This is a genomic window from Alkalibacillus silvisoli, from assembly GCF_039521975.1.
Taxonomy (GTDB): Bacteria; Bacillota; Bacilli; order Bacillales; family Alkalibacillaceae; genus Alkalibacillus; species Alkalibacillus silvisoli.
Genome location: NZ_BAAACZ010000003.1, coordinates 95,657 through 109,918 on the forward strand (window position 1 = coordinate 95,657; position 14,262 = coordinate 109,918).

Genomic DNA, 14,262 nt, shown 5'->3' on the forward strand with positions numbered 1-14,262 from the left:
GGGTATGTAAAATAAGAGGTACTTCAATAATATTAATCAAAGTTACAACTTTATGACTTTTCAAACTGTTCTAAGTTAATATCTTTGAAATAATCTTTCCCATATTAGTACAGTATAGTTAGTAGGTGGATGAAGGGGAGTGTCTTTTGAAAGTTATTTTAATACATGGTTTCTTTCGTACAGACCGAGACATGAAACCTATGGCTGAGTATTTAGAGAAGCAAGGGTATGACTGTTACACACCTGATTTGCCGTTAACATTTAATGAATTTGATGTTATTGTCACACTTGTGGAAGACTTATTAGAAGCAGTGGTAGCTTCTGGGATCGGAGCTGATGAAAAGGTTCATTTAGTTGGGCACAGTACAGGTGGATTAGTTATTCGCAAATTGTTAACCGATACTAATTATTTAGATTATATCGGTAACTGTGTTTTAATTGGAACTCCAAACCGCGGGAGTCAACTGGCTGATTTAGCCAGTAAAGTTAGAGGTTATATTGATATATTTAAAACTGTACGATCATTAAGTACTGAGTATTTAGAAAATGTTGATTTTCAAAATGATACAGGAATTGATATTGGAGCGATTGCTGGGGATCAAAGTAATTTTGCTTTTGATCCATTTATTCCAGGGGATAATGATGGTTATGTGGAAGTTGATTCTGTTTATTATCCGGGTTTAAAGGATTTTATCGTTCTTCCTTATGGGCACCGCGAGATCCATCATGAAGAAGAAACATATGAACATGTTGATTACTTCTTAAGATATGAACAATTTAAAAAATAGGCCATCAACTAAGAGCAGTTGATGGCTTTTATATATCTAACAAACTATGAATCTAAGAAGTTGTTATGTTCATGTTGCGCTAGTTTGAGTGCGAAGATTAAAAGATTTTAAAGAAGTGAAAGATTGAATTTGATGATTTTACAACTTTCTTGCTTGGTTGCGTGTATTGTTTCCTTTTATCTTTAACAATCGCTTCACGAAGCATATGATGATCAAACATATTTATCGCCTCCTTATAGCGAATCATTGACTTTCCATATATAGTATACCCATGTTTTGGTTACGTGTAAACATTTTGGCATTAAAATTCTATAAAAAGTTTCATTATGATTAAAGTGTCTAACTACATTAAACTTTCTGACAATAAACAAAGTGTAATGCTTGACATCTTGTTAAAATATTCAGAAAAGATTCAATAATTCAATAATAGGACAACTTGTCGAATGGGAAGCCCGGAAAGTGAAAATAGCCCATAGTTTTGTCGAAATAGTTCCGTTTAATTTCTAAAATGGAGTCCAATCGCTCAAACAGCTTATAATCGACATATTTCAGCAAAATAAGTCATGGCGATAAACTGGATTTTTCTTTTGAATCATGGTAAAATTTAATTTGATAAACGAACATACGTTTGTGTTTATGGATGTTAAAATAGGAAGTAATGAATAGTTAAAAGGGTGATTGGAATTGAAAATCTTTCATACAGCGGATTGGCACTTAGGGAAACTTGTTCAAGGAATTTACATGACGGAAGATCAACGTTACATTTTAGAACAATTTGTTAAAGAAATTAAAAAGGAAAAGCCCGATGTGGTAATTATTGCGGGAGACTTATATGATCGGGGAGTTCCGCCGACAGATGCGGTTCATTTGTTAAATGATTGCTTAGCTGAAATTGTTTTGGATTTAAAAATACCAGTTGTGGCAGTGGCGGGTAATCATGATAGTCCTGGGCGGTTAAATTTCGGTAGTCAAATTATGAAAGATAATGGCCTACATATCGCAGGTGAACTTTCAACAGACTTAAGCCCTGTTAGATTACAAGATGAATATGGTGAAGTTCATTTCCACCTAGTTCCTTATTGTGATCCAAGTATTGTTAGAAACAAGTTTGGTGATGAAGAGGTTAAATCACATCATGACGCGACTGAGAAAGTTATTAACCATCTAAAACACCAAATGAAAGATCAAGCACGCCACGTATTTGTTGGACATTTATTTGTTACGCCGCGTGGTGAGGAAAAAGAAAACACAAGTGATTCAGAACGCCCGTTATCGATTGGTGGTGCTGAGCATGTCGATGCAAATTTATTCAAGCCGTTTCATTATACAGCGTTAGGCCACCTACACCAAGCACATCATGTTGGTGATGAAACGATTAGGTACTCAGGCTCTCCTTTAAAATACTCAATATCAGAAGAAAACCATAATAAAGGCTATTTTATTGTTGAAATGGACGAGCACGGGGAAGTTGAAGTGGAGAAAAGGATGTTAAAACCTCGCAAAGACCTGCGAACGGTTGAGGGGTATTTACAAGATTTATTAAAAGAAGAAGTTAATGAAGATTATGTGTTTGTTAAATTGCTAGATGAACACCCGATTTTATTCCCGATGGAGCAAGTTCGCTCCGTTTATCCAAATGCTATGCATGTTGAACGGCGTGTTTATGCACATACTTTAAAAGAGCAATCTGAACGGAAAATAGCAAGGCATAAAATGTCAGACCAAGAATTGTTTAAAGCATTTTATGAAGATGTTAAAGGTGAATCACCGTCTGATGAAGTTGAAGCAATTATGGAAGAAGTGTTTGAAGGGTTATTAAACGAAGAGCGTAAGTAAGCTAAGAGAGAGGAGTAAATGTTGTGAAGCCGTTAAAATTAACGTTAACTGCATTTGGACCCTATAAGGACAGAGAAGTTATAGATTTTGAAAAACTTGAAAATAATCGTTTATTTGTCGTTTCAGGAAAGACAGGGGCCGGAAAAACGACAATATTTGATGGCATTAGCTTTGCTCTATACGGAGCAGCTAGTGGTGAAGACCGTGAAAATGATCAAATGCTACGCAGTGACTTTGCAGATGATGATGTGCATACGAGTGTAGAGCTTACTTTTGAATTACACAATGAAACGTATCGAATTCTTCGTCAACTTGGACATGTGAAGCAAGGGAATAAAACCGCAACAGGTGATCGCTATGAATTTGTCAAAATTACTAGTCGCGAGGAAGAGCCCTGTGTGGATCGTCAAATTGTATCAGAAATAAATAATCGTGTAGAAGAATTAGTGGGGTTAACGAAGGAACAATTTAGGCAAATTGTGATGCTACCACAAGGTGAGTTCCGTAAACTTCTAACCTCAAAAACTGAGAATAAAGAAGAGATTTTAAGACGAATTTTTAAAACTCAAGCCTATCAAAAGTTAAATGAACGCTTAAGAGATAAAAAAGATCAAGCACAAAAAGACAGTGAAGAAGAGTTGAAAATGCGCGATCATTATATATCAGAAGTCAGTGCTAATTTGCCAGAACGTGATGATTCAACATTATTTCAAGTCATTAATCAAGATCATTACAATGTGAACCAAGTAGTCGCAGGATTAAATGATGAACAAGTGTATTATCAAAAACACGTACAACACCTTGAACAAGAAAAGATAAAGTTAAGCGAACAACAAGAGGTAATGACAACGCAATACCATCATGCAAAGTCGATCCATGAAAAAGACGATGAGCGAAAGAAAAAGCAATATCAAATAACAGAATTAGAAGGTCAATCTGAAGAATTTAATTATAAAAAAGAAAGCTTAGCACAAGCTGAGCGCGCTAGTCACATTGAACCATACGAAAAGCAAGTAAAAGAAGTAAGAACAGATGTAGAACAAAAGCAAACGCACGCTAATCAATTACAAGCTGATCAAAAAAAAGCAAAGCAATTTTTAAACCAAGCTGAAATAACTTATCAAGAGGAAAAAGACAAAGAATCAACACGCGAAAAAGTTCGAGATAGATTAAAACAACTTGAAGAACTTCACCCTAAAGTCCAGTCTTTAAAAAAACAAGAAGATCAAGTGCTTAAACTGAAAGATCATATGAAACAAGCTGAAGGAACGCTTAAGAAAACAAAACAAGACCTACAGCAATTAACCGAGGAAAGGGAAGAAAAACAAAAAAAACTTCACGAGTTAGAAACTGCATTACAATCTTTCCAAACGAAAAATGACCAGCTAAGCAGTGAACGAGAGAAATATCGTTTGTTTAAGAAATACTTAGATTACTTAAAGAACCAAACTCAATTGCTTGAGAACTTAGACAATTATAAAAAAGATTATCAAACGAAAAAGCATGAGTATGATCGCTTGGAGAAAGAGTGGATTGAAAGTCAAGCAAGCATACTGGCTACTCATTTACATGAGGGTGATGCATGTCCGGTTTGTGGAAGTGTAGATCATCCAGATAAGCAAGCGGCTACAAATAAGGCACCGAGTAAAGAAGAGATGAATGCAGCAAGAACTAAAATGGATGAGGTTCAAAGGCATCATAGTAGGGTTGAAGGTCAATTACAGACGATTCAACAAGAAACAAAGCAGTTAGAGGGACAAATTGGAGATTTAGGTGAATCAATTGAAAATCCTGAGGAATCTTTTAACAAAGTTTATGATGCTGGTGTCGAGTTAAAAAAAGAGGTAGACAGGCTTAATGAAAAGCAGTCTCAGCTTGATCAATTGAAATCTAGTATAAGGTCACTCGAAGAACAAATAAAACAGGTACAAATACAAAAAGATAATGTTGAGCGTGATTATCACAAGCAATACGCTGATTTTCAAACCGAAGAACGTGTCTATCAAGACCAACTTCAGTCGATCCCAGAGGAGGTCCGTTCTTTAACGTATTTAGAAGAGGAAATTAGGCGGACTAAAAGTGAGCTACAGCAGTTAGAGAAAAGCTTTGAAGACGCTCAAAAAAGCTTAGAGCAAGCACGAGAATACTATACAGCAGTTGAAACGAATTGTAAAAATGCAATGGCTTTCTTGGACGAACTTAAAGCAAAGAAAAAACGCTACGAACAATCCTTTTACGAAGAACTAAAGAACAATTCATTTACTGATGAGTTCTCTTATCAACAATCGAAAAAGGCTGAAAGTGAGCGTCAAGCTCTAAAGCAGGAAATAGAGCAGTATGAACAGTCTTTCCAAGTGTTAACTGAGCGGGTTAAAGAATTGGACCAAGAGTTAGAAGGTCAAGAAAAAGCGGACTTAGAAGAGTTGAAAAAGCAATTAGACGCTATTAAGACAAAGTATGAGGATGTACTAAATCAATATAATTTAAATGGACGGCGTTTAGAGGATATTGTTAATTTACGAAATCAAATTGAACAATCTCATGCTCAAGCGGCTGAAAAAGAGAAGAAACTTAATCAAATTGCTGAATTGTATGACCTTTTACGAGGACAAAATGAACAGAAACTATCTTTCGAGCGTTATTTACAAATTGAATACTTGGAACAAATCATTGAAGCGGCTAATGAAAGGTTACGTCTACTTTCAAATGGACAATTTTATCTTGTAAGAAGTAACCGTCAAGAAGCACGTGGTCGTCAAAGTGGTTTAGGATTGGATGTTTTTGATGCTTATACCGGGCAGTCGCGTGATGTGAAGACATTATCTGGTGGGGAAAAGTTTAATGCTTCTCTTTGCTTAGCGTTAGGTATGTCTGATGTTATACAAAGCTTTCAAGGTGGAGTTTCTATTGAGACGATGTTTATTGATGAAGGGTTTGGCTCATTAGATGATGAGTCATTAAATAAAGCTATTGATACCTTAGTTGATTTGCAGAAATCTGGCCGTATGATTGGTGTTATTTCACATGTTCAAGAGCTTAAAACTGCAATTCCAGCTATTTTAGAAGTAAATAAGACTAAAGATGGACATAGTGAAACAGAATTTATCATTGCCTAGGACTACCTGATCGAATTAGAATAAATGTTCGTTTAGGTTGTTTAATTGCAACTGATTATTGTTTATAATAAAGTCAAGCAGTTATTCGTTTGAGCAAGGTAGTAGGTTATGCCTCCATGTCGTCTTTCATAGGCGAGAGAGGAGGTGATGCCTATGAGTGATCGAATATGGACGTTATTGTTAATAGTGATCGCTATAACAATCGTCACAGTCGAAGCTCATTTCATTGTCATACCATTTATGTTTTTTATAAATGCAGGCAAAAAGAAACTACCTTGCTTACGCCAGAAGCAAGGTAGTCAGGAATCTACAACTAGATAGAACAGCCTACGCCTTGTTTTGGCGAATGCTGCTTAAGAGATGGGATGTTAGTAGCATCCTGTCTCTTTTATTTTATAGTCTTTATAGGCATTATATTCGTGTTTCTTATTCTTTAATATACGCTTTTGAGCATTTTGTGTCAACTAAATTACTATTGGGTTAATTTTTTATGCTTCAAATGCTAATCTTTAAAGAAATAATCTAACGTTTAATTGTAGCTGAGTTCGGTCTTTGTTTTTGGCTTTGTCTAATATATTTTGATTGTAACTCTTTTAATATAACGTCCTTTACCATGGGTTCTAAGTGCATAAAATCGCCTCCGTTTTGTGATCTAAACAATATTTTACGGTGTTTAGCATTTCTCTAAAACGGTACGGAGGTCGAAATAATATCATGCTTCAGGCTGAACATAATCTAAACCTAACCCCAAAGGTTAACGGTAGTCGGTCATGATTGAGCGGAGTTTTCGTTTTGCTGCTTGTCCCCAACCTTTAACAGCGTCGATTGATGCTTCTTCCTGCTGTGCTATTTCTTTGATTGAATGACCTTCAATGATCCTCTTTTGAATAAATATCCACTGTTTATCAGATAAGTGCTTACGAACAGTCGACCAAAACTGAGGGTCATAATGTTCAATATTATTATTTAATACAGGCTGTTCTTGAATGAATTCATCGAGCGCTTCTTTGTCTTGAATTCTTTTTTGTTTTCGGATTAAATCAATTAAGCGACTTCGGATGTGAATCGTTGCAAGCTTTGGAAATGTTGGATCATGCCCATACTTTTGGTGAGCTTCCCATAGAGCAATAATGCCTTCTTGGAAGAATTCTTGGTGTGGATCACGGAGGTTTAATTTATGAATTTGATAATGGATCATGCGCTTATATTTTATGTAAATGTCTTCAAAAGATTGATCACTTTCTGGATTATTCATTTCCCTTAACTCCTCTTTAACAAACTCGACCATTAGAATAATGACTCTTTCTATAAATCTATATAAGATTAACTTGATCTGTCACCTTTGTTATTTGAAATAAATAGACATTGGAAAAAGCGATTATCTCGTTAAAAAATGCAATAATAAACAAAAACTCCATAGATTTTTGCATTTTGTTGAATATTGTTATTTTTTTGTTAAACACCCTTTAATGTTATAATCGTTAGAACTATCTGAAAAGTGGCAATAAAATTAAAAAAACTTGAACTTGTTAATATTTGGTTGGCAAAAGCTTGCATGGGACTCATTTTAATTCATTGAAAAAGCTAAATTTTACAACATAAAGAAGAGGTTAGGGCTAAAATAGTTGTTATAAAGAAAATCCGAACGATTCATCATAAATGAATTTGTTCGGATTTTCGTTCTTTGATATTATTTCATTTAAAAAGCTTGAGCGCTGATAAAACTGCTTGAACGCTGATAAAATTGTCTGAGCGCTGATAAATTGCTTTGAACGCTGATAAAATGATCCGCTCGAAAAACCGCTCATGTTATACAAAGCATCAAATGTTGGTATTTTAACAACAATTTATTCCTTTTGTCTTAAGCTCTTAAGCTCTAAGCAAATGGGTATTCATAATTAAGCTCTTGATAGAACTGTACATAATCTAAGTAAATCATTAGAAGTAAGTACCAGTTACCAGTTTCAGGATCTTCAACGACAATATGGTCCTTACCAGCTTCTCGAACGATTCCTTCAAATACCATCGCATTCCATTCTTCGTTATTCTCGAATGTCATATAAAATGTAGCTTCTTTACCTGTGTTTAATCGCAAAATGTTTTCAATAAAAGATCGTTCACGCGGAATACCATTTACACCAGGACCCGGTTGCGGCTGCATCGGTTGTTGTGGTTGTTGCTGCTGCGGTTGCATTGGTCCATTGGGGCCATTATTGTTCTGCATCCATGGAGGCATACCTTGTTGCTGCATCCCAGGCCCCATGCCCCCTGGTTGCTGCATTCCATACCCTGGTGGCATATTACCAGGTTGCTGCATGCCACCTTGTTGTTGCATGCCGCCTGGTTGCTGCATCCCAGGCCCCATGCCTCCAGGTTGCTGCATACCACCATAAGGAGGCATTCCTCCACCTTGGCCTGCTCCCATTGGTTTATTGCCACCTGGCTTGTAGTCTGATCCCCCTTTCCCGAATCCTACTCCAGGCATTTTGGGTGGCATTTTGTCACCGTGTTTAGCTTGTGGTCCCTTAGCTCCTGGGTGTTTTTTGTCAGGATACCAACCTTGCTTACTGTCCTTTGGCTGGTACGGTTTTTTTGCAGGCTGCTTGTGAGCATCCCCTTTTGGCAATTTGGATCTGTTCGCTTCATTTTGGCGTCTGTCTTGATTGTTATTAGACTGATCCAAAAAATCAACCTCCCTCAATTATTTAAAAAAATTATTAAACTTTTAATGAATTGCTGGGCATTCGCCCGGATATGGTTCGTAAAAACAATGGGCGCCAAATTCTCCAGCAAATGGCTGACCAAACCACTCAGGCGGACATCCACCTGGGGGCCTGAAAAACCAAAGTGAAAAACGCCCTGGGTGAATTCGGTCACCTTGAACTGCTCTTCTAGCAAGGCGAATTTCATTTTCGCGTGCGCGTTGATAAAAATAAGACTCTTGAATAGCTTCGAACCCACCTGGGGATTGGTAAATCATATCAGGTAAGGAACGTATATCTTCAAAATCTAAACAATCGCCTACAACTCTATTAACTCCTACGTTTCCAACAAGAAGCATACCTTGGTCCCCGTCCTCTTCAGCCTCGGCACGCATGAGGCGGGCGAGCTCTTTAAGTTGCGCTTCTGTATATGCTATAAGTGCCAATTAACCACCACCTCTTTTATTCAAAATCCATTACTATTTCATGTATATGTAGAACTTAGGGAATGATGAATACCTAATTGAAGAAAATTGTCTGGACAAGTATTAAATTGAAGGAGAATGTGGATGATTGTCCATTCTAAAAAAACCTTAAGCCAATGTCTGGCTTAAGGTTAGGAGGTTATACGTGCATAATTCTTTCGAGTTCTTCTCGTTCTTTGCGGTGACCGATATAAAATGAGCCAAAGTCCGCAAATCGTGCGCTTACTTCATCAAAGCGCATTTCATAAATAAGTTTTTTGAATTGTAATGTGTCGTGAGCAAATAATGTGACGCCCCACTCCCAATCATCTAAGCCTTGGCTTCCAGTGATGATTTGGCGGACTTTACCAGCGTATTTACGGCCAGTCATGCCGTGCTGATACATTTGCTTCACGCGTTCTTCTTTAGACATCATATACCAGTTATCATCACCTTGACGACGCTTGTCCATTGGGTAGAAGCATACGTGGTTCCACTTAGGTAAAATCGGCTTTAGACGTGCTTGAATTTCTGGGTCTGTTTCAGGGTCTTTGCCTTGGGCCATATAAGTAGATAATTCAACAACTGATACGTAAGAATAAGGTTGCGTGAAATACTCAGCCATTTTCGTCTTATTTAAAGCTGTTTCTAATTCTGTCAGTTCTTCCATCGTTGGACGAACGTTTAGGAATAGTAAATCAGCTTTATGACCAATGACGGTATAAAATCCGAAGCTACCTTGTTTCTCACCTTCGACATCTTGCCATGAGGCCATTAAATGATTGAGTTCACTAATTGCCTGTTCACGTTCTTCAGTGCTTGCTTTCTTAAAAGCTGTCCAATCAACTTGTCTAAAATCATGTAACATATACCAACCATCTAAAGTTTCAACTGCTTCTGCCATTTATGTCACTCTCCTTAAGTCGTCTTAAACAATTTCAATATAAATATAACACAACCTTAATTAGAGTTTAAAAGATATGGTTATGAACGTTTTGTTAACTTGAGAGGTCTTTATTTCGTTTCTGCATTAATTGCAGTCGTGATTGAAACCATTCTTTCTCCTGTGCAGTTAATGACTGGTCAAGAACATTGACACCACACTCTTTTAGACGGTTTAAAAGCTTGTCTTGGACTTGTTGTACTCTTAACGATTTACCGAATAATTGCTCGAGTGAAGCCATGACATTTGGGTTGATATTAGGGTATTTGAATTTCGTTTGTTCATCTTTTAAAGAAACTTCATAAAAGCGCTGTAATAATTCAGCTCGTTTACCACCATCACCCTCGACACAAAGATAAATCTGCACGGCAGAACCACTTTTGACTTTTCGCTGTGAAATACCAGCAAACTTCTGCCCATTAATACTAAGGTCATAAGCACCAGGGCAATAGGATTGTTCAATTTCATAGGCTTCTATTTTCATACCTTCATCTTCAAAAAGCCATTTTATGAAGTCGACCATTGCTTCGTAACCATCATGAATATCGTATTGTTTAGTGTCTGGGAAGATAAGAGATATATTTAAAATACCCTCATCTAGAGTAACAGCTAAACCGCCTGAGTTACGAATAACAGTGTTGTATCCATTATTCTTTAAAAAATCAATCCCCTCCCCAATATAAGGAAGGCGGCTATCAGGTATGCCTAACACAACAGTTGGCTCGTGTACCCAAAACCGTATCGCTGTCATATTGGATTCACTCACAGATAGACAAAGCGCATCATCTGTTGCGAATGATTGTGTAATATTGGATGACTTAGGGTTACTATGGTCAACTAACCTAAGTTCATTAAATTGTAATAATTCATGTCTCATCTTTTGATCGTTCCTTATAGTAAGCTGTAACCATTATAGCAGATTGTTCTAACATTAGAAAAAGCACTAAGTATACAACTATTTTCTAATAAGTTTTAATTTTATAAAAATAAAGTGTTAGAATAGATTTAATTAGAATTAGATTGAGAGGTTTAGTCTATATGAAAAAGCTTCTTTTAACAGGTTTTGAACCATTTTTAGATTTTAAACTTAATCCGACAATGGAAGTGGTGGGAGCCTTAGAGGGTAGTGAGGTTAATGGATATGAAATTATTGGTAAAATATTAACGGTTGATTTTTCAACGAGTGGACAACAGTTAATTGAAATGATTGATGAAGTTAAACCAGATGCGATTATATCTTTAGGGTTAGCTGGTGGAAGGCACAAAATAACACCTGAGCGAATTGCGATTAATTGTAATGATGGAGGTGCACCTGATAACCAAGGGGAAAAGCCTGAAGGGGAGCTGATTATTGATGGTGGCGATGATGGCTTCTTTAGTACACTTCCGATTCTTACGATGGTTAAAAGGATGAAAGATGCTGGTTACCCGGCTGAAATATCAAACTCAGCAGGGACGTATTTATGTAATAATGTGATGTATCATAGTTTGTATTATATAAAAGAAAAAGGTTGGACAGTCCCATCAGGTTTTATTCACATTCCTGCGTCCCATGAATTAGCGATCCAGCATGGTAAGGTCCCTAGCTGGTCACAACAAGATTTGACTGATGCTATTAAAGTTTGTTTGTCTTGTTTAAAGGATGATTAAGATGGAATTTACGATTAGCCCTTTAGGAAACCAAGCGCTCATCGTTACATTTGGAGAAGACATTTCGACTGAGTTGCATGAACAGGTTGTTACAAATTATAACGCATTAAAAGAAGCGGATTTAGTAGGGGTGCAAGGTCTGGTTCCGACATATCGTTCGATTGCGGTTTATTATAATTGGAAAATAGTGAACTATGAAGATATGAAGCAAGCTGTCGAATCAGTGGTGTGGCAAGCGAATAAAGATAGGGCGTTTAAAAAGGGCAAGACGATTTATTTACCCGTTTGTTATGAAGAAGAAGTTGCACCTGATTTAAAACCACTAGCCCAATACCATAATATGACAGAAACTGATGTCATTAAGCTTCATAGTGAACCGACTTATTTAGTCTATATGATTGGCTTCCTACCTGGATTTCCTTATGTTGGCGGTTTAAATGAACGACTAGAAACACCGCGTTTAGAAACGCCACGACAACAGGTTACAAGTGGTAGTGTGGGTATTGCAGGAAAGCAAACAGGTGTTTATCCCATAACATCACCTGGTGGGTGGAATATTATCGGAAAAACACCAATCAAGCTATTCGACCCAAAACAAAAAGACCCTGCTTTATTTGAAATTGGAGACCAGCTAAGGTTTGAACCTGTTTCGAGTCGTGAATTTATCCAAATTGAACAACATGCGCGAATTAAAGACTTTATCGTCCTTAGGAGGAGTAGTAGTGCGAATTGATCTTAATGCTGACTTAGCTGAAGGCTTTGGTCATTATGATATGGGAGAAGATGAATCATTAATGACAGTGATTTCATCTGCAAACGTTGCTTGTGGTTTTCATGCAGGGGATTATCGAACGATTCCTAAAGCTATTAAACAGGCTAAAAGAGCTAAAGTAGCAATTGGTGCTCACCCTGGTTATTTTGATTTGTTTGGATTTGGTCGAAGGGAAATGAATTTAGCGCCTGAAGAAATCTATGATCTACTCATCTATCAACTTGGTGCAATCAAAGCTTTCTGTGATGTTGAAGATGTACCATTAAGCCATGTTAAACCTCACGGGGCATTGTATAACCAAGCAGCAAAGGAAGAACAGGTCGCTAAAGCCATTGTACAAGCAGTAAAAGATGTTGATCATAATCTAGTTTTATTTGGATTAGCCAATAGTCTACTTGTAGAAGTAGGGCATCAATTAGACTTGAATGTTGCTTCAGAAGTTTTTGCTGATCGAACTTATACGAAAGAAGGTTTCTTAACACCTCGAAAAGACGCTAAAGCTGTTATAACGGATTATGAGGAAATTGAACGGCAAGTATTTAACTTCGTTTTCCATGGATATGTTGAGACGATAACAGGGGAGCGGGTATTTATTGAAGCTGATACGCTATGCTTTCACGGTGATGGAAAATCAGTGTTTCGCCATGCCAATCGTATTCGAACAAAGTTAGAACAAGAAGGAGTACAAGTTAAAGCAATAACTAGTTGATTAATCAAACGTTTGATTAAATAAGGTGATGATATATGTCAACTTTATTAAAAGTTAAAGAACCTGGACTACTTTTAACAATTCAAGATTTAGGTCGATCTGGTTATCAGCATTTAGGTGTGCCAATTTCAGGTGTTATGGACCGTTATGCGCTTGTAACAGGTAATCTTCTTTTAGGTAATAATAGGAATGCTGCAGCACTTGAAATTACGCTAGGTGGAACAGAGTTGACGTTTTTAAAAGAAACAGTGGTTTGTCTAACGGGTGCTGATTTAGCTCCGCATGTTGACAGGAAGGGTGTACCAATGTGGGAAACCTTTAAGGTAAAAGAAGGTCAAACGTTAGTATTGGAACGCCCTGTTCAAGGGGTGCGGTCTTACTTGTGTGTTTCAGGTGGGGTCCAGTCAGAACAGTGGCTTGGAAGTCAGTCAGTTTTTGAACGAGGGAGTATGGGAAAACGCTTAAGTCAAGGGGACTTTGTGAACCAAAACGAATCCGGTGATCAGCCATCATTCGGAAGCACATTGCGCCGTGATTTGCGCCCCGTTTACACAAAAGATGTCAAGCTAAGGGTTATTCCAAGTTATCAGGAAAGTTGTTTTGAAGAGGAATCAGTTGCTTATTTCTATGAATCAACGTATACGTTTAAAAAAGGCGATCGTATGGGATGTATGTTAGAAGGTGAAGAACCACTAAAACATCGAGGTACGGCTGATATTGTATCAGATGCAGTTACATTTGGAACAATTCAAGTCCCATCTAACGGTCAGCCGATGGTATTGTTAGCTGATTCTCAGACGACAGGGGGTTATACGACTGTCGGGACTGTCGTATCTGTAGATCACTGGAAGTTGGCTCAGTTAATCCCGGGATCAAAGGTCAATTTTACTCGACTGCCCTTGGAAGAGGCAGAAGATTTATTGAGTGAGTGGAAAGAGGTTTAATTATGATTCTCTAATCTAAATAATAAAACTAGATTTATCTACTAAGCCTGTTTTATCAATAAGTAGGCGAGAAAACCCCCATCTTCAAGTGATGTGAAGGGCGAAGCTCAATGAGTAAGTGGGGGATGAATTGCCTTCGGACAAGGGATAGCCTAAAGCTATCTTGATTGTCCGACTGTTCGAGTGCTACTTGCAATAGATGAAAATTAGCCTGTGTACGAGTACCAAAACCCTTTTGTTCTTTGAATGCATCTACTCTATTTAAAAGAGTTTTGGGAAATTTTAATACAACTGTTTGCTTCTCCATGATAGTCCTCCTATTTAACGAACTATGGTAT

At 37.3% G+C, this 14,262-nt stretch carries 15 protein-coding genes; 8 read left to right on the plus strand and 7 right to left on the minus strand.

Annotation, left to right across the window (positions count from 1 at the left end):
• Nucleotides 1-146 precede the first annotated feature (146 nt).
• Nucleotides 147-788, plus strand: coding sequence for an esterase/lipase family protein (locus ABDZ63_RS01230; RefSeq protein WP_343781247.1), 642 nt, complete (start codon nt 147-149; stop codon nt 786-788).
• A 97-nt stretch (nt 789-885) separates the two neighbouring features.
• Here the strand turns inward: ABDZ63_RS01230 and ABDZ63_RS01235 are convergent, their stop codons facing one another.
• The gene (locus ABDZ63_RS01235) at nt 886-1,008 is read right to left on the minus strand and encodes a hypothetical protein (RefSeq protein ID WP_343781249.1); all 123 of its coding nucleotides are present in this window, start codon (nt 1,006-1,008) and stop codon (nt 886-888) included.
• A 464-nt stretch (nt 1,009-1,472) separates the two neighbouring features.
• Here ABDZ63_RS01235 and ABDZ63_RS01240 point away from each other — a divergent pair, with 464 nt between their 5' ends.
• The 3 genes from ABDZ63_RS01240 (at nt 1,473) to ABDZ63_RS01250 (ending at nt 6,061) form a co-directional block, all read left to right on the plus strand.
• Entirely contained in the window at nt 1,473-2,624 is a 1,152-nt protein-coding gene (locus tag ABDZ63_RS01240; protein ID WP_343781463.1) for an exonuclease SbcCD subunit D, read from the plus strand.
• A gap of 23 nt (nt 2,625-2,647) precedes the next feature.
• On the plus strand, nt 2,648-5,740 hold the full coding sequence (locus ABDZ63_RS01245) for an AAA family ATPase (RefSeq protein WP_343781250.1): 3,093 nt from the start codon (nt 2,648-2,650) through the stop codon (nt 5,738-5,740).
• A gap of 153 nt (nt 5,741-5,893) precedes the next feature.
• Entirely contained in the window at nt 5,894-6,061 is a 168-nt protein-coding gene (locus ABDZ63_RS01250; RefSeq protein ID WP_343781251.1) for a hypothetical protein, read from the plus strand.
• A gap of 433 nt (nt 6,062-6,494) precedes the next feature.
• Here ABDZ63_RS01250 and ABDZ63_RS01255 read toward each other — a convergent pair whose 3' ends face one another.
• From ABDZ63_RS01255 to ABDZ63_RS01275, 5 genes are all read right to left on the minus strand, one after another.
• Nucleotides 6,495-6,995, minus strand: coding sequence for a sigma-70 family RNA polymerase sigma factor (locus ABDZ63_RS01255; RefSeq protein ID WP_343781252.1), 501 nt, complete (start codon nt 6,993-6,995; stop codon nt 6,495-6,497).
• 621 nt (nt 6,996-7,616) lie between these two features.
• On the minus strand, nt 7,617-8,423 hold the full coding sequence (gene gerQ / locus ABDZ63_RS01260; RefSeq protein WP_343781253.1) for a spore coat protein GerQ: 807 nt from the start codon (nt 8,421-8,423) through the stop codon (nt 7,617-7,619).
• Nucleotides 8,424-8,465: 42 nt separating this feature from the next.
• The gene (locus ABDZ63_RS01265) at nt 8,466-8,888 is read right to left on the minus strand and encodes a cell wall hydrolase (RefSeq protein ID WP_343781254.1); all 423 of its coding nucleotides are present in this window, start codon (nt 8,886-8,888) and stop codon (nt 8,466-8,468) included.
• 178 nt (nt 8,889-9,066) lie between these two features.
• Nucleotides 9,067-9,810: a hydrogen peroxide-dependent heme synthase gene (hemQ, locus tag ABDZ63_RS01270; protein ID WP_343781255.1), complete on the minus strand. Its 744-nt coding sequence runs from the start codon at nt 9,808-9,810 to the stop codon at nt 9,067-9,069.
• A gap of 94 nt (nt 9,811-9,904) precedes the next feature.
• Complete coding sequence (locus ABDZ63_RS01275; RefSeq protein WP_343781256.1) at nt 9,905-10,726, minus strand: lipoate--protein ligase family protein; 822 nt, start codon at nt 10,724-10,726, stop codon at nt 9,905-9,907.
• A 161-nt stretch (nt 10,727-10,887) separates the two neighbouring features.
• Between ABDZ63_RS01275 and ABDZ63_RS01280 the strand changes: the two genes are divergently transcribed.
• From ABDZ63_RS01280 to ABDZ63_RS01295, 4 genes are read left to right on the plus strand one after another with little or no spacing between them, the layout of a single operon-like run.
• The gene (locus ABDZ63_RS01280; protein ID WP_343781257.1) at nt 10,888-11,499 is read left to right on the plus strand and encodes a pyroglutamyl-peptidase I; all 612 of its coding nucleotides are present in this window, start codon (nt 10,888-10,890) and stop codon (nt 11,497-11,499) included.
• Between the two features lies 1 nt (nt 11,500).
• Nucleotides 11,501-12,232: a 5-oxoprolinase subunit PxpB gene (gene pxpB, locus ABDZ63_RS01285; protein WP_343781258.1), complete on the plus strand. Its 732-nt coding sequence runs from the start codon at nt 11,501-11,503 to the stop codon at nt 12,230-12,232.
• On the plus strand, nt 12,222-12,980 hold the full coding sequence (locus ABDZ63_RS01290; protein ID WP_343781259.1) for a LamB/YcsF family protein: 759 nt from the start codon (nt 12,222-12,224) through the stop codon (nt 12,978-12,980). The genes pxpB and ABDZ63_RS01290 overlap by 11 nt, the downstream gene beginning before the upstream one ends.
• Before the next feature lie 35 nt (nt 12,981-13,015).
• Nucleotides 13,016-13,924 carry a 5-oxoprolinase subunit C family protein gene (locus tag ABDZ63_RS01295; protein ID WP_343781260.1) on the plus strand — a complete coding sequence of 303 codons (909 nt, stop codon included), beginning with the start codon at nt 13,016-13,018 and terminating at the stop codon, nt 13,922-13,924.
• Between the two features lie 55 nt (nt 13,925-13,979).
• On the opposite strand, the gene ABDZ63_RS01300 is transcribed toward ABDZ63_RS01295, so the two are convergent.
• Nucleotides 13,980-14,231 (minus strand): hypothetical protein, encoded by a 252-nt coding sequence (locus ABDZ63_RS01300; protein ID WP_343781261.1) that lies wholly within the window; start codon nt 14,229-14,231, stop codon nt 13,980-13,982.
• Between the last annotated feature and the right edge of the window lie 31 nt (nt 14,232-14,262).

Excerpts from the sequence above, each read along its gene's own strand:
- ABDZ63_RS01235 (WP_343781249.1), bottom strand. The coding sequence starts at position 1,008 with ATGTTTGATCATCATATGCTTCGTGAAGCGATTGTTAAAGATAAAAGG.
- ABDZ63_RS01250 (WP_343781251.1), top strand. The coding sequence starts at position 5,894 with ATGAGTGATCGAATATGGACGTTATTGTTAATAGTGATCGCTATAACA.
- ABDZ63_RS01255 (WP_343781252.1), bottom strand. The coding sequence starts at position 6,995 with ATGAATAATCCAGAAAGTGATCAATCTTTTGAAGACATTTACATAAAA.
- hemQ (WP_343781255.1), bottom strand. The coding sequence starts at position 9,810 with ATGGCAGAAGCAGTTGAAACTTTAGATGGTTGGTATATGTTACATGAT.
- ABDZ63_RS01275 (WP_343781256.1), bottom strand. The coding sequence starts at position 10,726 with ATGAGACATGAATTATTACAATTTAATGAACTTAGGTTAGTTGACCAT.
- ABDZ63_RS01280 (WP_343781257.1), top strand. The coding sequence starts at position 10,888 with ATGAAAAAGCTTCTTTTAACAGGTTTTGAACCATTTTTAGATTTTAAA.
- pxpB (WP_343781258.1), top strand. The coding sequence starts at position 11,501 with ATGGAATTTACGATTAGCCCTTTAGGAAACCAAGCGCTCATCGTTACA.
- ABDZ63_RS01295 (WP_343781260.1), top strand. The coding sequence starts at position 13,016 with ATGTCAACTTTATTAAAAGTTAAAGAACCTGGACTACTTTTAACAATT.
- ABDZ63_RS01300 (WP_343781261.1), bottom strand. The coding sequence starts at position 14,231 with ATGGAGAAGCAAACAGTTGTATTAAAATTTCCCAAAACTCTTTTAAAT.